This is a genomic window from Geodermatophilus sp. SYSU D00814, assembly GCF_054050055.1.
In genome coordinates this window covers 1-17,149 of the sequence record NZ_JBJGYP010000033.1, presented here as the reverse complement: position 1 = coordinate 17,149, position 17,149 = coordinate 1, and the positions used below count along the sequence as shown (strand labels likewise).

The following is a 17,149-nucleotide window of genomic DNA, read 5'->3' as shown; positions in this document are numbered from 1 at the left end:
CGGGCGCCGGTCAGCCGGGCAGCACGCGGACGGCGAGCACCGCGACGTCGTCGTCGGTGCGGTCGGGCAGCACCCGGCTCAGCAGCCGGTCGCAGAGTGCGTCGGCCGACAGGCCCGCCAGGCCGCCCAGCGCGCCGGCGACCCGGGCCAGCCCCTCGTCGATGCCGCGGCGCCCGGCCTCGACCAGCCCGTCGGTGACCAGCAGCAGCGTCTCGCCCGGTCCGAGGGCGGTGACGTGGTCGGTGCGGTCGCCGGGCCGGTCGGTGCCGAGCATGCGCTGCGGCGGGGTGGCCAGCAGCCGCACCCCGCCGTCGGCGGCCAGCAGCAGCGGCGGCAGGTGCCCGGCCGACGACCAGCGCAGCGGGCGGGTCGCCGTCCCGTCGGTGGCCGCCTCGAGCCGGGCGACGAGCGCGGTGGCCAGCGTGCCGACGTGCAGCCCGGCCAGCACGCGGTCGACCCGGTCGAGGGTCCCGGCCGGCCCGTCGGGGGAGTCGTAGGCCAGCGTGCGGACGGCGCTGCGCAGCTGGGCCATCGCCGCGGCGGCCTCCACGCCGTGGCCGGTGACGTCGCCGATGACCAGCAGCGTGGCGCCGTCGGGCAGGACGACGGTGTCGTACCAGTCGCCGCCGACGAGGTCCTGCGACACCGCGGGCCGGTAGCGGACGGCGACCTCGAGACCGGGCGGCTGCGGCGGTGGGGTCAGCAGGCTGTGCTGCAGCGTCTCGGCCACCCGCACCTGCCGGCCGTAGAGGCGGGCGTTGTCCAGCGCCAGCGCCGCGCAGCGGGCGACCTCGACGGCGAGCGCGACGTCGTCGGGCCCGGCCGGCGGGCGGTCCCCGCAGCGCACCAGCGACAGGACGCCCACCGCCGAGCCGCGGGCGTGCAGCGGGACGAACAGGCTCGAGCGCGGGTCCAGCCGCTGCCAGGCGCCGCGCACCTCGCCGTCGGGCAGCGACCCCGGCCCGAGCTCCGGCTCGACCCGGGTGAGGTGCACCGGCTCGGTCCCGTACATCGCGGCCGCGAGCTGGGCCTGGTCGCGCGGCGCGGCGACCCGGCCGGCGAGGTAGGTGTCGACGTCGGCGAGGCGGGCCGGGTCGTGGTGGGCGCGGGCGACGGTGCCGGGCGCGCCGTCGCCGCCGACGACGGTGACCGTGGCCCAGTCGGCCAGCTGCGGCACCACCAGGCGGGCGAGCCGGTCGGCGGCCGTGGCGGTGTCGAGGCTCTCGGCGAGGGACCAGGTGACCTCGGCCAGGAACCGGTAGCGGTCGCCCCCGGTGGCGGGTGCGTCGTCCCGGGTGGGTCCACTCACCTCGGCTCCGTCCCGGCCCGGGGGTTGCCTCCGGGCGTCGGGGACGCAGCGTACGTGAGCGGGCACCGTCGGCACCCCGTCCGACGCTCCGCCTCGCGGGACGGGTCAGCCGCCGCGGCGCTCGCGGTAGCGGGCCGCCCGCTTCGCGGCCGCGGCCCGGCGGCGCTCGGAGTCGCGCGCGTCGCGGTCCCGGCCCGCCAGGTCGCGGACGGCCTGCGCCGAGCCGGGGGCGTACCCGGCCTTCTTCACCCGGTTCTCCACCGCCTCGGTCATGTAGGCCAGGGAGAACGCCATGCCGAGGATCAGCCCGCCGAGCGCGGACAGCCCGCGGATCCAGAAGGCGCCCGGCACGAGGACCAGCACCAGCGCGATCGGGACGGCCAGCTGCACGAGCGTGCGCGCCACGTGCCGCAGCACCCAGGTGCGCGTCGTCGTGTCGTACAGCACCCAGGTGCGGTGCCGCTCGGGCAGCCCGGTCCCCATCGCGTACGCCACCCACCGCAGCACGCCGGGGCGCACGCGGGGCGGAGGCGCGGGGTCCGTCTCGGGCGGCATGTCTCCTGTGTACGCCGTCATGGTGTGTGCACCAATGGTTGGGGCACCAACTAACGTGTGGTGTCGGTCTCCAGGGCGTGCTGGGAGGCGTCGATCACCCGGGTCAGGGCCCCGTGCAGGCTCTGCAGCTCGTCGAGCGGCATGCCCAGGTTCGCCACGATGCCGGCCGGGATGGCCTCCGCCCGCGCCCGCAGCTCCCGGCCCCGGTCGGTGAGGGCGATGGCCAGCGCCCGCTCGTCGCGCGGGTCGCGGTCGCGGCGCACCAGGCCCGCGGCCTCCAGGCGCTTGACGAGCGGGGAGAGGGTGCCGGGGTCGAGCTGCAGCCGCCGCGAGAGGTCCTTGACCGCCAGCGGCCCGTGCTGCCAGAGGGCGAGCATCACCAGGTACTGGGGATGGGTCAGGCCCATCGGCTCGAGGAAGCGGCGGTAGACGGCGACGACGTTGCGCGCGGCGACCGACAGCGCGAAGCACACCTGCTGCTCGAGGGCGAGGGGGTCGGCGGCATCCGGGCGGTCCTGGGCGGGAGCCGCGTCGACGGACTGCATCCCCCGATGCTAATCACGCCCGGGACCGCCCACCCGGGGCGCCGGGCGGCTGCCCCGGCCCGGCCCCGGGGGTCACACTGGTCGGCGGACGGGAGGTGCGCATGGGGACCATCCAGCTCACCGGGGCCGACTTCGCCGCCGCGGTGTCGGGGCCGGGCATCGTGCTGGTCGACTTCCGCACGCCGCGGTCGGGGTCGAGCCGGGCCTTCGCCGCCGTGTTCGACGCCGCCGCCGAGCGCCACCCCGACCTGCTCTTCGCCGCCGTCGACGCCGACGCCGAGGTGGCGCTGGCCGTGGAGCTGCGGGTGCGCTCGGCGCCCACCCTGATGGTCTACCGCGACGGCGTGCTGGTGTTCGCCGAGCCGGGCTGGCTGCCCGAGGACTCCCTCGACCTGCTCGTCGCCACGGTCCGCGCCCTCGACATGCCCGCCGTGCGCGCGACCTTCCCCGAACCCATCGATTGACGGACCCCCTCGCCCCCACCGCTCGCGAGCTCGCGGCGGGCCCCTGCGAGGGGGCGTTCCAGTACGCCACCACGGTCGGCGCCGGGTGTCCACGTGGTGCCGTCTCCGGCGGCGTGGGACGACGGCCGGTCGACGCCGGGCGCCCCGCCGGGCGGGCGTCAGCCGGCGAGGACGACCACGAGCGTGCGCGGGCCGTGCACGCCCTCGACCCGCTGCAGCTCGATGTCCGACGTCGCCGAGGGGCCGCTGACCATCGTCAGCGGGGCGAGCGGGTCCAGCCGGGCCAGCGCGTCGGGCACGTCGGGCACCACCTGCGCGGTCTCCACCACGCACACCAGGACGTCGGGCAGCAGCGACAGCGCCCGCCGGCCCGACCGCGGCGACCCGTCGAGGACCAGCGTGCCGGTCTCGGCGATCGCCGTCGCCACCCCGGTCAGCGTCGCGGCGAACGCGGCCAGGCCCACCGCGGGCCGGCCGTCGTCCTCGGCGGCGCCGGCGGGCCGCCAGGCGGCCGGCACCCCCGGGGCGACGACGACGCCGGCGGGGTCCCACCCCGCGCCCAGTCCCTGGTCGAGGCCGCGGAGCACGGTCGCCGGGACGTCGGCGGGCGCGCAGCGCAGCACGGTGGCCCGGTAGTCCTCGACGCGTTCGGCGAGCAGGTCGAGCAGCTCGGCCGGTGGCAGCGAGCGCGGCCCCGGGACCGGCGGGACCTCGACGACCGGGCGGTGCCCGCCGAGCGCCGTCCGGATGCGGCCGAGCACCTCCTCGCGCGCACTCACGAGCGGTGCTCCTCCGTCCACTGCTGCACGAACGTCCTCCCGGGCGGGGCGGGCAGGTCGCGGGTGCGGGTCCAGGCGCTGGCCGGCGGCGGCAGCGCGGCCGGCAGCGTCGGCCGGCCTCGGGCGAGGAACCGGCCGAGCCCGGCGGCGCGCTGGGCCAGGCGCCACAGCCGCGGGGTGCTCATCACCCGGGACAGCCCGCGGAAGGCGACCGCCTCGGCGGTGGGCCGCTCCCTGTCCCTGGCGACCGCCTCGACGTGCTCGGCGCGCAGGTGCACGAGGATCGAGGGGATGTCGATGGCCACCGGGCAGACGTCGTAGCAGGCCCCGCACAGCGACGAGGCGTAGGGCAGCGAGGCGTTGTCCTCGACGCCGGTCAGCTGCGGGGAGAGCACCGCGCCGATCGGGCCCGGGTAGACCGAGCCGTAGGCGTGCCCGCCGACGCGCTCGTACACCGGGCAGACGTTGAGGCAGGCCGAGCAGCGGATGCAGTGCAGCGCCTCGCGGCCCACCTCGTCGGCGAGCACCGCCGTCCGGCCGTTGTCGAGCAGCACCAGGTGGAACTCCTGCGGCCCGTCGCCGGGGGTGACCCCGGCCCACAGCGAGGTGTAGGGGTTCATCCGCTCGCCGGTGGAGGAGCGGGGGAGCAGCTGCAGGAAGACGCCGAGGTCGGCCCACCGCGGCACGACCTTCTCGATGCCCATGACGGTGATCAGCGTCTGCGGCAGCGTCAGGCACATCCGGCCGTTGCCCTCGCTCTCGACGACGGCGAGCGTGCCGGTCTCGGCGACGGCGAAGTTGGCCCCGCTGACGGCGACCCGGGCGCGCAGGAACCGCTCGCGCAGGTGCGCGCGGGCGGCCATCGCCAGCTGCCGGGGGTCGTCGGTGAGGGCGGGGTCGACGCCGGGGATGGTGCGGCGGAAGATCTCGCGGATCTCGGCGCGGTTCTTGTGGATGGCCGGCACGAGGATGTGGCTGGGGGCGTCCTCACCGAGCTGCACGATCAGCTCGGCGAGGTCGGTCTCGACGGCGCTGATCCCGGCGGTCTCCAGCGCCTCGTTGAGGCCGATCTCCTGGGTGGCCATCGACTTGACCTTGACCACCTCGTCGCTGCCGGTAGCCCGCACCAGCCCGGTGACGATGCGGTTGGCCTCGGCGGCGTCGCGGGCCCAGTGCACGACCCCGCCGCGGGCGGTGACCTGGCGCTCGAGCTCCTCGAGGTGCTCGTCCAGGCGCGCCATGGTGGCGGCCTTGAGCGCCCTGCCGGCCTGCCGCAGCTGCTCCCAGTGCGGCACCTCGGAGACGACGGCGGCGCGCTTGCCGCGGATCGTCGTCGTCGCCCGGCCGAGGTTGGCCCGCAGCTGCCCGTCGCGCAGTGCCGTGCGGGCAGCGTCGGGGAAGGGCTGCTCGCCGCGCAGGTGACCCACCCCGCGGGGCGCGGTGGGCAGGCCGAGGAACGTCGTCCCCGAGCGGGGGGCGCCCGGCGCGAGCGGCGTCGGGTCGGTGCGGGCGTCCTGCGGCGTCGTCGTCACGCGGCTCTCCTCCGTGCAGTTCCGCGGAAGTGCACGGTCGTGACCGGTGCACTTCCGCGGAACTGCACGGTCATGCCCGCACCGCCGGCCGGGTGGTCTGGGTGGGGCTCACGTCGTCCTCCGTCGAGGCGAGGATCTCGGCCAGGTGCACCGTCCGGGTGCCCGAGCGCAGCCGCGACAGCCCACCGCCGATGTGCATGAGGCAGGACGCGTCACCGGCGGTGCACACCTCGGCGTGCGTGGACAGCACGTCGGCCATCTTGTCGGTGAGCATCGCCGTCGAGGTGTCGGCGTTCTTCACCGCGAACGTGCCGCCGAACCCGCAGCAGGACTCCGCGCCCGGCAGCTCCACCAGGTCCAGCCCGCGGACGGCGCGCAGCAGCGCCAGCGGCCGGTCGCCCACCCGCAGCAGCCGCAGCGAGTGGCAGGTCGGGTGGTAGGTGACCCGGTGCGGGTAGTAGGCGCCGACGTCGGTGACGCCGAGGACGTCGACGAGGAACTGCGACAGCTCGTACGTGCGGGCGGCCAGTGCCTCGGCGTCGGCGGCCAGCGCGTGCTCCCCGGCCCGGCGGGCGACCAGCGCCTGCTGGTGGTGGATGGAGGCCACGCACGACCCCGACGGCGCCACGACCGCGTCGACACCCGACGACAGGGCGCCGGCGAAGGCGCGCACGTGGTTGGCCACGATCGGCACCGCCTCGCGCCGGTAGCCGGTGTTGACGTGCATCTGCCCGCAGCAGGCCTGGTCGCCCGGCACGACCACCTCGTGGCCCAGCCGCTGCAGCAGCACCGCCGTCGCCCGGGCCACCTGCGGCACCAGCGTGTCGACCAGGCAGGTGGCGAACAACGCGACCCTCACCGGGACCCCTCCCTGTCGCAGAACAGCCTGCCCGACTCTCGCACCACCGACGCGTGCGCGACGAGGGCCCCTGTACAGGTCCCGGCCGGGCGCGCAGCATCGGGGCCCACGGGCGGCGAGGAGGGGCCATGACGCAGCCAGGGGAGCAGTCCGACGGCGACTACGGCTACGACCTCGTCCACGAGGCGACCGCCGGGTCGGGGCGGCAGCCGGTGCCCCCGGCGCCCGCGGAGCCGCCGGCCCCGGCGGACGAGGACCCGGGCGGCGACCTCGGCTACGACGAGGTGCACCGCGGCTGACCTCGCACCCGGACGCGCGCACGCTCGTGCTCTGCACACACCTGTGGGCAGAGCACGAGCGCGCGGGGGAGCAACCGGCGGCTGACGGTCAGCCGCTGATCCGCTTGTAGAGGTCCGGTGGTGCGGCACCGCCGGCCACGACCGCCGTCGACCACGCGTCCAGCTGGCGGGTCAGCTCCGGCAGGTCGGCCCCGATCGCGGCGAGGACCGGCTCCATCGCGGCATCGGTGCACGCCTCGACGTCGTCGCGCAGCCGCCGCCCCTCCTCGGTGAGCCGGCCGCCGGCGACCAGCCCGCGCCGCTCGAGGTCGGCGTCGGCATCGGCCATCGCCTCCGGCGACCAGCCGCGGGTGCCGGCGTAGGCGGCGTGCTCCCAGCCGACCCAGTACTCGGTCAGCAGGTTCATCTGGACGGCGGTCAGGCCGGCGGCCACGTTGGCGGCCTGGTGGGTGTCGCCGCGGAACTCCCGCAGCAGCGTCGCCGCGTGCCACAGCTGCCCGAGCGGGTCGGCCGGCCAGGGCAGCGACAGCTGGCCGGCGAACAGCGGGCGGCCCACGACGTGCGGGGCGGCCGCGTCGGCGCCGCGGCGCAGGGCGGCGACCGCGCCGGTGACGTCGGCGTCGGGGAGCAGCTCGCGCAGCGACCCCACCACGCCCTCCTCCCGGGCCGCGAGCACGTCGGCGCGGCCGGCGGTGGCCCGCGCCTGCTCGTACCAGCCGGTGAGGACGCCGGGCTCGAAGACGCCGAAGGCGGCGACGACCACCGGGGCGGCCGGCGCGCCCATCGGGGCGGCGCGGCCCCACACGTACCCGGTGAGGAAGTCCAGGCCGAGCGCGGCGAGCCGGTCGTTGACCGGCCGGCCCCACCAGCTGATCGTGGCGATCGGCTCGGCGGCGTCGCGCAGCCGGCGGCCGGGGGTGTCGGGGATCCCGGCGGCGGGGCGCTCGGTCTCCGGCGGGGTGAGGAACAGCTGCTGCGCCAGCGCGTAGTCCACCCGGGCATGGTGCGCGCGCGACGCCGTGACGGGGAAGGCCGGGCCGGGCCCGGTGGTTGTCGGGCAGGTCCGGTCCCGACCCGTCAGGAGCCGCCATGACCCTCGCCGTCACCGGTGCCACCGGACAGCTCGGCGGGCGGGTCGCCCGCCGGCTCGCCGCCGCCGGGACCGACCAGCGGCTGCTGGTGCGCGACCCCGCCCGCGCGCCCGGGCTGCCCGGCGCCACCGCCGTCCGCGCGCCCTACGCCGACGGCGACGCCGTCCGCGCGGCCCTGGAGGGCGTCTCGACGGTGTTCATGGTGTCGGCGTCGGAGACCCCCGACCGGGTCGACCAGCACCGCACCTTCGTCGACGCCGCCGTCGCGGCCGGGGTGGCGCACCTGGTCTACGTGTCCTTCCTCGGGGCGGCGCCGGACGCCACCTTCACCCTGGCCCGCGACCACTGGGCCACCGAGGAGCACGTGCGCGCCCGCGGCCTGCCGGCCACCTTCCTCCGCGACTCGCTCTACGCCGACTTCGCGCCGGCGCTCGTGGGGGAGGACGGCGTCCTGCGCGGCCCGGCCGGCGACGGGCGGGTGGCGATGGTGGCGCAGGACGACATCGCCGACGTCGCCGTCGAGGTGTTGCGCGACCCGGCGGCGCACGCCGGGCGGACCCACGACCTCACCGGCCCGGAGGCCCTCACCCTGGCCGAGGTCGCCGAGGCGCTCACCGCGGTCTCGGGCCGGCCGGTCCGCTACCACGCCGAGACGGTGGCGGAGGCCTACGCGTCCCGCGCCGGCTACGGGGCGCCGGGCTGGCAGGTCGACGCCTGGGTGTCGACCTACACCGCGATCGCCGCCGGCGACCTGGCGGCCGTCTCCCCGGCGGTGCCCGAGCTGCTCGGGCGGCCGGCGCGCACGCTGGCGGAGGTGCTGCGCGGGCCGGCGGGCCCGGCCCGGTGAGTCAGGCCCGGCGGGGCGGGTAGACGACGCCCGTGCGCCTGCCCGGTCCCTCGGACCTCCTCGACCTGCCCTGGACGCTCGCCGACTCCGTCCGCAGCCTCAGCGCCGCCCTGCCCCGCGCCGAGACGCTGCTCCCGCTGGCCGACGACGTCCTCCGCCGCGCCCGCGCGCTGCTCGACGGCGCCGGGCCCGCGGTGGCGCGTGCGGCCGCGGTGGGTCCCGAGGCCGTGGAGGCGGCCGCCGGGGTGGTGCAGCGCCTCGCCGCGACGCTCACCCCCGAGCGGGCCGCCACCCTGGGCGCTGTGGTCGACCGGCTGGGCACCGCCCTGTCACCGGACCGCGTCGAGGCGCTGACCCGGACGGTGGACACCCTCCGCTCACGGGCCGACGTCGTGCCGCGCGTCCTGGACGCCGTCGACGGCCTGCTGTCCTCGGGACGGCTGGACCGGCTCGCCGACGGGCTCGACCGGGCCCTGGCCACCGACCTGCTGCCCCGGCTGGACCGGGCGCTGGACCTGCTGGGCGACGAGCGCCTGGACCGGGCGCTGGACGTGGTGACCGACGCGCGCCTGCAGCGGGCGCTGGACCTGCTGGCCGACCGGCGCGCGGAGCGGGCCCTGGAGCTGGCCGCGGACGACCGGGTCGGGGTGGCCCTGCACCTGGCCGCCGACGAGCGGGTCGGCCGGCTGCTCGACCTGGTCTCCGACGAGCGGATCGGCCGGGCCCTCGACCTCGCCCTGGACGACCGGATCGGGCGGGCGCTCGACGTCGTCGTCGACGACCGGGTGGACCGCACCCTCGGCATCTTGACCGGCGAGCGGGTGGAGCAGGCCCTGCAGCTGGCGGCCGACGACCGGGTCCGCGCGCTGCTCGACCTCGCCGCCGACGAGCGGGTGCGCCGGCTGCTGGACCGGCTCGACCGCGAGCTCACCGACGACGCCGCCCGCGCGCTGGGCACGCTGCTCGACCGGCTGCCCGCGCTCCTCACCGAGGACCGCACCGCCGCCCTGGCCACGCTCGCCGACCAGGTGCCGCGGCTGCTGCGCGGACTGGAGTCGGGGCACCTGCCGACCACCGCCGAGCTGGGCCGGGTGCCGACGGACCTGCACGCGCTGCTCGAGCTCATCGACGACCTGCACCAGGTGGTGTCGGGCCTGCCGGGGGCCGGCCGGGCGCGCGACCGCGGCGACGACCCGCACCCGCAGGTCGAGGACCCCCGGCCGCCCGACGACGACCCCCAGCCGCCGGCCGAGGACGTCCAGCCGCCGCCGGCGGACGAGCTCCCGCCGCCGGCCGGTGACGCCCCGCAGGGAGGCTGAGGGAGCCCGGGTCAGCTCCGCGGGCGCCGGCCGATCCGCGAGCCGAGCCAGGTGATCGGGTCGAACCTGCGGTCCACCACGCGCTCCTTGAGCGGGATGATCCCGTTGTCGGTCAGGTGGATGCCCTCCGGGCACACCTCGGTGCAGCACTTGGTGATGTTGCAGTAGCCGAGGCCGAACTCCTCCTGCGCGGCGTTGCGCCGGTCGGTCGTGTCCAACGGGTGCATGTCCAGCTCGGCCAGCCGGATGAGGAACCGCGGGCCGGCGAAGGCGCGCTTGTTCTCCTCGTGGTCGCGGATGACGTGGCAGGTGTCCTGGCAGAGGTAGCACTCGATGCACTTGCGGAACTCCTGCGAGCGCTCGACGTCGACCTGCTGCATGCGGTGGTTGCCGTCGGGGTCGCGCGGCCGCGGGGTGAACGCGGGGATCTGCGCGGCCTTCTCGTAGTTGTAGGAGACGTCGGTGACGAGGTCCCGGACCACCGGGAACGTCCGCAGCGGGGTGAGCGTCACCGTCTCGTCCTCGCCGAACGAGCTCATCCGGGTCATGCACATCAGCCGCGGCCGGCCGTTGATCTCCGCGCTGCACGAGCCGCACTTGCCGGCCTTGCAGTTCCACCGGACGGCGAGGTCGCCGGCCTGGGTGGACTGCAGGCGGTGGACGACGTCGAGCACGACCTCGCCCTCGTTGACCGGCACGGTGAACGTCTGCAGGTCACCGCCCGAGGCGTCCCCGCGCCACACCCGGAACGTCGCGTCGTAGGTCACGCCGAGCCCTCCTCGAAGATCTCGGCGAGCTCGGCCGGCATCTGGGGGAGCGGTTGCCGGGTCAGCGCGACGGCCCCGTCGGGGCCGACGGAGCAGACGAGGTTCGTCCGCGCCCACTCGGCGTCGGTGGCGGGGAAGTCGTCGCGGGTGTGCCCGCCGCGGCTCTCCTGCCGCTCCAGCGCCGCCCGGGCGATGCACTCGCTCACCAGCAGCATGTGCGGCAGGTCCAGGGCGAGGTGCCAGCCGGGGTTGTACTGCCGGTGGCCCTCGACGGACAGGCGCGCCACCCGTTCCCGCAGCTCGCCGATCCGCTCGAGCGCCTGCCGCATCTCCGGTTCGGTGCGGATGATCCCGACCAGGTCGTGCATCGTCTGCTGCAGTTCGTGCTGCACGGTGTAGGGGTTCTCCCCGCCCTCACGCTCGAAGGGAGCCAGCGCCGCGCGGGCGGCGTCGGCGAGCGCGTCGTCGGCGAGGAGTCCCCGGGTGTGCTCGCGCTTGGCGGCGTGCTCGGCCGCGGCCAGGCCGGCCCGCCGGCCGAAGACCAGCAGGTCCGACAGGGAGTTGCCGCCCAGTCGGTTGGACCCGTGCATGCCGCCGGCCACCTCGCCCGCGGCGAACAGGCCCGGCACCCGCGCGGCCTCGGTGTCGGGGTCGACCTCCACCCCGCCCATCACGTAGTGGCAGGTGGGGCCGACCTCCATCGGTTCGGCGGTGATGTCGACCTCGGCCAGCTCCTTGAACTGGTGGTACATCGAGGGCAGCCGCTTGCGGATGTACTCCGCCGGCCGGCGCGAGGCGATGTCGAGGAAGACGCCGCCGTGCGGGGTGCCGCGGCCGGCCTTGACCTCGCTGTTGATCGCCCGGGCGACCTCGTCGCGGGGCAGCAGCTCCGGGGGCCGCCGGTTGTTCTTCTTGTCGTCGTACCAGCGGTCGGCCTCGTCCTCGGTCTCCGCCGTCTCCTTGCGGAAGAAGTCGGGGATGTAGTCGAACATGAAGCGGTTGCCGGCCGAGTTGCGCAGGACGCCGCCGTCGCCGCGCACGCTCTCGGTCACGAGGATGCCGCGCACCGACGGCGGCCAGACCATCCCGGTCGGGTGGAACTGGACGAACTCCATGTTGACCAGCGTCGCGCCGGCCTGCAGCGCCAGGGAGTGGCCGTCGCCGGTGTACTCCCAGGAGTTCGAGGTGACCTTGTAGGACTTGCCGATCCCGCCGGTGGCCAGCACCACCGACGGCGCCTGCCAGGCCACGAACCGCCCGGACTCGCGCCAGTAGCCGAACGCGCCGGTGACGCCGTCGTCGTCGGTGAGCAGCCGGGTGACCGTGCACTCCATGTAGACGTCGATGCCGAGCGCCACCGTGCGCTGCTGCAGGGTGCGGATCAGCTCCAGGCCGGTGCGGTCACCGACGTGGGCCAGCCGGGCGTAGCGGTGGCCGCCGAAGTCGCGCTGGCTGATCAGCCCGTCGGCGGTCCGGTCGAACAGCGCGCCCCAGTCCTCGAGCTCGCGGACCCGGTCGGGGGCCTCCTGCGCGTGCAGCTGGGCCATGCGCCAGTGGTTGAGCATCTTCCCGCCGCGCATGGTGTCCCGGAAGTGCACCCGCCAGTTGTCCTCGGGGTAGAGGTTGGCCATCGCCGCGGCGATGCCGCCCTCGGCCATCACCGTGTGCGCCTTGCCGAGCAGGGACTTGCAGACGACGGCGGTGCGCGCCCCGCTCTCGGAGGCCTCGATCGCGGCCCGCAGGCCCGCGCCTCCCGCCCCGACGACGACGACGTCGTACTCGTGCTTCTCGAGCTCCATCAGAAGAACCTCGGGTCGGAGATCGTGCCGGTGGCCAGGAGGAAGACGTAGAAGTCGGCGAACGCGACCGTGAACAGCGAGATCCACGCGTACTGCATGTGCCGGCCGTTGAGCCGGGAGGCCAGCGTCCAGGCCCGGTAGCGCAGCGGGTGCTTCGAGAAGGAGTTGAGCCGGCCGCCGACGATGTGCCGGCAGGAGTGGCAGGAGACCGAGTACAGGAACAGCATCACGGCGTTGACCAGCAGGATCAGCGTGCCCAGCCCCATGTGGCCCCACTCGCCGGTCTCGTCGCGGAACCCGCGGACAGCCTCGTAGAAGAGGATCACGTTGAACACCAGCGCCGCGTACAGGAAGTACCGGTGGACGTTCTGCCCGACGAGGGGGAACCGGGTCTCACCGGTGTAGCGGCGGTGCGGCTCGGCCACCGCGCAGGCCGGCGGGGACAGCCAGAACGACCGGTAGTAGGCCTTCCGGTAGTAGTAGCAGGTCAGCCGGATCCCCAGCGGCAGCACGAGGATGTAGAGGGCGGGGGAGATCCAGGCCGGGCCCTCGAAGAACTCGGGGAAGCTGTCGCCCTCGCAGCGCGTGGTGATGCACGGCGAGTAGAACGGCGAGATGTAGGGCTCGGCGGAGTAGTAGGCGTTCTGGAAGGCGCGGAACGTCGAGTAGGCGATGAACAGCAGCAGCACGACGACGGTGACCAGCGGCTGGACCCACCAGCGGTCGGTCCGCAGCGTCCGCGCCGCGATCGTCGCCCGCCGCGGCGCCGGACCCCCGCTGCCGCGTCCGGCGGACACCGCCCCGGAGCCGCGGGGCGCGGTGGTGGTCACCGGCGCGCCGTCACGGGTGCGCCCACCCGTGCCGGGGCGTCGACCGCCCCGCGCGCCGTCGTCACTCCTGCTCCAGGGACATCGCTGCCTCCAGATCGCTCTGACGCCGCCGGGAGGGCGGGGCCGCAGTCCACCACGGACGTGCGCACCGGGGAAAGGGGCTGCGCCGGGGGTTCCGCGACCGGCCGGTTCCCCGTGCCGCGGGGGTGCCCCGAGGTGTCGGCGACGCCGGGGACGGGCATCCCCGGTCCGTGTCGGATCCACGACCGGGAGAGGACGACGTCGACCGCGACGACGCGCAGGCGCTGTCGCGGGCCACGGGCGACGGCGGCGGCGGGGGGCCGGACGCCGACGCGACGACCGGGACCGGCGACACGGGGACCTTCGTCGGGCGGGTGTCGGGGCAGGACGTCGGCTACGCGGAGGAGACCGGTGCCGAGCGGCGGGCGGCCGCGCAGCAGGACGACTGACCGCCGCCGATCCGGGCACTTCCGCGGACGTGCCCGCTGCGCCGTCGGCAGGAGCAGGATGCGGGCATGCCCCTGTTCACCGGTGTCGGCGTCGCCCTGGTCACCCTCTTCCGCGACGACGGGGCGCTGGACGCGCCGGCCACCGCCGACCTCGCGGCGCGGCTGGCCGGCCTCGGCGTGCGCTGCGTGCTCGTCGCCGGGACGACGGGGGAGGCGGCCGCCCTGACCGCCGAGGAGCGGGACGTGCTCGTCGGCGCGGTGCGCGCGGCGGTGCCGGCGGGGGTCCCCGTGCTCGCCGGCACCGGCGCACCCACCGGCCGGCAGGCCGCGGAGCTGACCGGGCGTGCCTTCGCCGCGGGCGCGGACGCCGTCCTGGCGCTCTCGCCGCCCGGCGTCGCCGACCCGCGGCGGTACTACGACACCGTCGCCAAGGCGGCCCCCGGGCCGCTGCTGGCCTACCACTTCCCCGGTGCGGCCGCGCCCGGGATCCCCGTCGACCTGCTGCCCGACCTGCCGGTGTCCGGGCTCAAGGACTCCTCCGGCGACGCCGGGCGGCTGCTGCACGAGCGCGAGGTCCTCGCCGGCGACCTCTACACCGGGGCGGCGTCCCTGGTCGGGTTGTGCGGCGCGATCGGGGCCGCCGGCGCGCTGGTGGCGGCCGCCAACGCCGCCCCCGAGGAGTGCGTCGCGGCCTCCGGGGGCGACGCCGGCGCCCAGGTGCGGCTCGCCGCGCTCGACCGCCGGGCGTCGGCCGACTTCCCGGCGGGCTACAAGCGGGCGGCCGCGGAGCGCTTCGGCACGTCGGTGGTCACCCGGCTCGGCGGCTGACCGCGCTCAGTGCGACTCGCGGCTCACCGCCGACCCGCTGGAGCCGACCAGGAAGTCCAGGTCCGCCCCGGTGTCGGCCTGCAGCACGTGGTCGACGTAGAGCCGCTCCCACCCGCGCCGGGGGGCGGCGAACCCGGCGAGGGTCGCCTCGCTCGGCCGGCGCCGGGCCAGCTCGTCGTCGGGGACCTCGACGTCGATCCGCCGCGCGGCGACGTCCAGGGTGACGACGTCGCCGGTGCGCACCCGGGCCAGCGGCCCGCCGGCGGCCGCCTCCGGCGCCACGTGCAGGACGACGGTGCCGTAGGCGGTGCCGCTCATCCGGCCGTCGCACACCCGCACCACGTCGCGCACGCCCTGCTCGAGCAGCTTCCTCGGCAGCGGCAGGTTGGCGACCTCGGGCATGCCGGGGTAGCCCCGCGGGCCGCAGCCGCGAAGGACGAGCACGGAGTCGGCGTCGACGTCGAGGCCGGGGTCGTCGACGCGGGCGGAGAAGTCCTCGATGGAGTCGAAGACGACTGCCCGCCCGCGGTGCTGCATCAGGTGCGGCGAGGCGGCGGCCGGCTTGATGACGGCGCCGGAGGGCGCGAGGTTCCCGCGCAGGACGGCGATGCCCCCGTGCTCGAGCAGCGGCTCCGCGCGCGGCCGGACGACCTGCGGGTCCCAGGTCGCGGCGTCGTCGAGGGTGTCGACCAGCGGTTGCCCGGTGACGGTGCGCGCCGTCGGGTCGAGCAGGTCGCGGACCTGGGCCAGCACGGCGGGCAGGCCGCCGGCGCGGTGGAGGTCCTCCATGAGGAACCGGCCCGCCGGGAGCAGGTCGACGAGCACCGGCACGCCGGACCCGATGCGGTCGAAGTCGTCGAGCGTCAGGTCGATCCCCAGCCGGCCGGCGATCGCCAGCAGGTGGACGACGGCGTTGGTGGACCCGCCGATCGCGGCCAGCGCCACGATCGCGTTGGCGAAGGACGCCTTCGTCAGGAAGGTCGAGGGCCGGCGGTCGGCGGCGACCATCTCGACCACCAGCCGGCCGGTGCCGTGCGCGGCCTCCAGCAGCCGGCTGTCCGCGGCCGGGGTGCCGGCGACCCCGGGGACGACGGTGCCCAGCGCCTCGGCGACCAGCGCCATGGTCGAGGCGGTGCCCATCGTGTTGCAGTGCCCGCGGCTGCGGATCATCGCCGACTCCGACCGGGTGAACTCCGCCGCCGACAGCGTGCCCGCGCGGACCTCCTCCGACAGCCGGAACACGTCGGTGCCGCAGCCCAGCGGCACCCCGCGGAAGGTGCCGGTCAGCATCGGGCCGCCCGGGACGACGACGGCCGGCAGGTCGACCGACGCGGCGGCCATCAGCAGGGCCGGGATGGTCTTGTCGCACCCGCCGAGCAGCACCAGCCCGTCGACCGGGTTGGCCCGGAACGCCTCCTCCATCTGCATCGCGGCGAGGTTGCGCCAGAGCATCGCCGTGGGCCGCACCTGCGTCTCGCCCAGCCCGAACACCGGCAGCTCCAGCGGGGTGCCGCCGGCGGCGTGCACGCCGTCGCGCACCGCGGCCGCGACCTCGGTGAGGTGGCGGTTGCAGGGCACGAGGTCGGAGGCGGTGTTCGCGATGGCGATCTGGGGGCGGCCGAAGGCGTCGTCCGGGAGCCCGCGGCGCATCCAGGCGCGGTGGATGTAGGCGTTGCGGACGTCACCGGCGTACCACTGCGCGCTGCGGAGGGTCACGGCCGCCATCCTGGCGCCGTGTCGAGGACCATGCGCGCGGTCGTGCTCACCGGACCGGGAGCCTGCACGGTGCAGGAGGTGCCCGCGCCGGCCGCCGCCCCGGGCGAGGTGGTCGTCGACGTCGAGCGGGCCGGGGTCTGCGGCACCGACGTCGAGCTGTTCACCGGCGAGATGTCCTACCTGCACAGCGGGCACGCGGCCTACCCGCTGCGGCCCGGGCACGAGTGGTGCGGCCGGGTGAGCGCGGTGGGCGACGCGGTCGACCCCGCGTGGCTGGGCCGGCGGGTCACGGGGGACACGATGCTCGGGGACGGGACCTGCCGCCGCTGCCGGCGCGGGCGGCAGCACGTGTGCGAGGACCGGCAGGAGGTGGGCATCCGGGGCGGCCGCCCCGGCGCGCTGGCTGAGCAGCTCGCCGTCCCGGTGGGGTCGCTGCACGCGCTGCCCGACTCCGTCGACGCGACGCTCGGCGCGCTCGTCGAGCCGGGCGGCAACGCCTGGCGGGCGGCCCGCGCGGCCGCGGCCGGCCCCGGCGACCGCGCCCTGGTGATCGGGCCCGGGACGATCGGCCTGCTGACGGCGGCGTTCCTCCGTGCGGCGGGCGCGGAGGTGCACCTGCTCGGCGTCACCGCGTCCTCGCTCGCGTTCGCCCGCGGTCTCGGCTTCGCCGCCGCCTGGACCCGCGACACGCTGCCCGACCTGCCCTTCGACGCCGTCGTCGACGCCTCGACCGACCCGGGTTCCCCGGCGCTGGGCCTCGAGCTGGTCGAGCCCGCCGGCCGTCTCGTCTGCATCGGCATCGCCGGCACGCCGAGCACGATCGACACCCGGAGGCTGCTGCTCGAGGACGTCACCGCGGTCGGGATCCTCTCGGCGTCCCCGGGGCTGGCGGCGACGGTCGCCGCCTACGCGGCCGGTGCGGTCGACCCCCGGCCGCTGGTCGCCGCCACCGTCGGGCTCGGGGAGGTCGGCGCGGTGCTCGCCGGCGGACGCCCGGAGGGCAGCGGCGCCGGGCCCAAGGTGCACGTGGACCCGCGGCTGCCCGCCTGACCCGTGGCCGGGGTCGGGCTTGGGGTGGGGGCGCTCAGCGGGCCGGTGCTCGGGGGCGTGGGGCGCGGGCTGGGGTGCTCCCTGGGCGTG

At 76.4% G+C, this 17,149-nt stretch carries 18 protein-coding genes; 7 read left to right on the top strand and 11 right to left on the bottom strand.

The genetic code is table 11. The features are described from left to right. Positions 1-10 precede the first annotated feature (10 nt). The 3 genes from ACI780_RS20585 to ACI780_RS20575 all read right to left on the bottom strand — a co-directional run bounded on the left by ACI780_RS20585 (position 11) and on the right by ACI780_RS20575 (position 2,409). Positions 11-1,309: a PP2C family protein-serine/threonine phosphatase gene (locus ACI780_RS20585; protein ID WP_457005388.1), complete on the bottom strand. Its 1,299-nt coding sequence runs from the start codon at positions 1,307-1,309 to the stop codon at positions 11-13. Between the two features lie 105 nt (positions 1,310-1,414). Next, positions 1,415-1,864: a DUF5313 family protein gene (locus ACI780_RS20580; protein ID WP_457005386.1), complete on the bottom strand. Its 450-nt coding sequence runs from the start codon at positions 1,862-1,864 to the stop codon at positions 1,415-1,417. 50 nt (positions 1,865-1,914) lie between these two features. After that, complete coding sequence (locus tag ACI780_RS20575) at positions 1,915-2,409, bottom strand: MarR family winged helix-turn-helix transcriptional regulator (RefSeq protein WP_457005384.1); 495 nt, start codon at positions 2,407-2,409, stop codon at positions 1,915-1,917. 101 nt (positions 2,410-2,510) lie between these two features. Here ACI780_RS20575 and ACI780_RS20570 point away from each other — a divergent pair, with 101 nt between their 5' ends. After that, positions 2,511-2,873 (top strand): thioredoxin family protein, encoded by a 363-nt coding sequence (locus ACI780_RS20570; protein ID WP_457005382.1) that lies wholly within the window; start codon positions 2,511-2,513, stop codon positions 2,871-2,873. A gap of 158 nt (positions 2,874-3,031) precedes the next feature. On the opposite strand, the gene ACI780_RS20565 is transcribed toward ACI780_RS20570, so the two are convergent. The 3 genes from ACI780_RS20565 to ACI780_RS20555 form a co-directional block, all read right to left on the bottom strand. Next, a complete protein-coding gene (locus tag ACI780_RS20565) occupies positions 3,032-3,652 on the bottom strand; it encodes a LutC/YkgG family protein (RefSeq protein WP_457005380.1) in 621 nt (206 codons plus the stop codon). Continuing rightward, positions 3,649-5,184, bottom strand: coding sequence for a LutB/LldF family L-lactate oxidation iron-sulfur protein (locus ACI780_RS20560; protein ID WP_457005378.1), 1,536 nt, complete (start codon positions 5,182-5,184; stop codon positions 3,649-3,651). Before ACI780_RS20560 ends, ACI780_RS20565 begins: the two co-directional genes overlap by 4 nt. Before the next feature lie 70 nt (positions 5,185-5,254). Next, positions 5,255-6,043: a (Fe-S)-binding protein gene (locus tag ACI780_RS20555; protein ID WP_457005376.1), complete on the bottom strand. Its 789-nt coding sequence runs from the start codon at positions 6,041-6,043 to the stop codon at positions 5,255-5,257. A gap of 128 nt (positions 6,044-6,171) precedes the next feature. On the opposite strand from ACI780_RS20555, the gene ACI780_RS20550 reads away from it, so the two are divergent. After that, a complete protein-coding gene (locus ACI780_RS20550; RefSeq protein ID WP_457005374.1) occupies positions 6,172-6,342 on the top strand; it encodes a hypothetical protein in 171 nt (56 codons plus the stop codon). Between the two features lie 88 nt (positions 6,343-6,430). Here the strand turns inward: ACI780_RS20550 and ACI780_RS20545 are convergent, their stop codons facing one another. Beyond that, positions 6,431-7,336, bottom strand: a complete 906-nt coding sequence (locus ACI780_RS20545; RefSeq protein WP_457005372.1) for an SCO6745 family protein — start codon at positions 7,334-7,336, stop codon at positions 6,431-6,433. Between the two features lie 95 nt (positions 7,337-7,431). Here ACI780_RS20545 and ACI780_RS20540 point away from each other — a divergent pair, with 95 nt between their 5' ends. Next, a complete protein-coding gene (locus ACI780_RS20540) occupies positions 7,432-8,280 on the top strand; it encodes an SDR family oxidoreductase (protein ID WP_457005370.1) in 849 nt (282 codons plus the stop codon). A gap of 32 nt (positions 8,281-8,312) precedes the next feature. Next, positions 8,313-9,599 (top strand): hypothetical protein, encoded by a 1,287-nt coding sequence (locus tag ACI780_RS20535; protein ID WP_457005368.1) that lies wholly within the window; start codon positions 8,313-8,315, stop codon positions 9,597-9,599. Between the two features lie 11 nt (positions 9,600-9,610). Here the strand turns inward: ACI780_RS20535 and ACI780_RS20530 are convergent, their stop codons facing one another. The 3 genes from ACI780_RS20530 to ACI780_RS20520 are packed head-to-tail and all read right to left on the bottom strand — an operon-like array spanning position 9,611 to position 12,995. Beyond that, positions 9,611-10,366, bottom strand: a complete 756-nt coding sequence (locus ACI780_RS20530; protein ID WP_456870159.1) for a succinate dehydrogenase/fumarate reductase iron-sulfur subunit — start codon at positions 10,364-10,366, stop codon at positions 9,611-9,613. Then, positions 10,363-12,165, bottom strand: coding sequence for a fumarate reductase/succinate dehydrogenase flavoprotein subunit (locus ACI780_RS20525; protein WP_456870160.1), 1,803 nt, complete (start codon positions 12,163-12,165; stop codon positions 10,363-10,365). The genes ACI780_RS20530 and ACI780_RS20525 overlap by 4 nt, the downstream gene beginning before the upstream one ends. Further along, complete coding sequence (locus ACI780_RS20520; protein WP_456870161.1) at positions 12,165-12,995, bottom strand: hypothetical protein; 831 nt, start codon at positions 12,993-12,995, stop codon at positions 12,165-12,167. The genes ACI780_RS20525 and ACI780_RS20520 overlap by 1 nt, the downstream gene beginning before the upstream one ends. A gap of 251 nt (positions 12,996-13,246) precedes the next feature. Here ACI780_RS20520 and ACI780_RS20515 point away from each other — a divergent pair, with 251 nt between their 5' ends. Further along, a complete protein-coding gene (locus tag ACI780_RS20515) occupies positions 13,247-13,465 on the top strand; it encodes a hypothetical protein (RefSeq protein ID WP_456870162.1) in 219 nt (72 codons plus the stop codon). Positions 13,466-13,531: 66 nt separating this feature from the next. Next, positions 13,532-14,293 (top strand): dihydrodipicolinate synthase family protein, encoded by a 762-nt coding sequence (locus ACI780_RS20510; protein ID WP_457005365.1) that lies wholly within the window; start codon positions 13,532-13,534, stop codon positions 14,291-14,293. Between the two features lie 6 nt (positions 14,294-14,299). On the opposite strand, the gene ACI780_RS20505 is transcribed toward ACI780_RS20510, so the two are convergent. After that, a complete protein-coding gene (locus tag ACI780_RS20505; protein WP_457005363.1) occupies positions 14,300-16,018 on the bottom strand; it encodes an IlvD/Edd family dehydratase in 1,719 nt (572 codons plus the stop codon). A gap of 9 nt (positions 16,019-16,027) precedes the next feature. On the opposite strand from ACI780_RS20505, the gene ACI780_RS20500 reads away from it, so the two are divergent. After that, positions 16,028-17,059, top strand: a complete 1,032-nt coding sequence (locus tag ACI780_RS20500) for a zinc-dependent alcohol dehydrogenase (RefSeq protein WP_457005361.1) — start codon at positions 16,028-16,030, stop codon at positions 17,057-17,059. Positions 17,060-17,149: the final 90 nt, after the last annotated feature.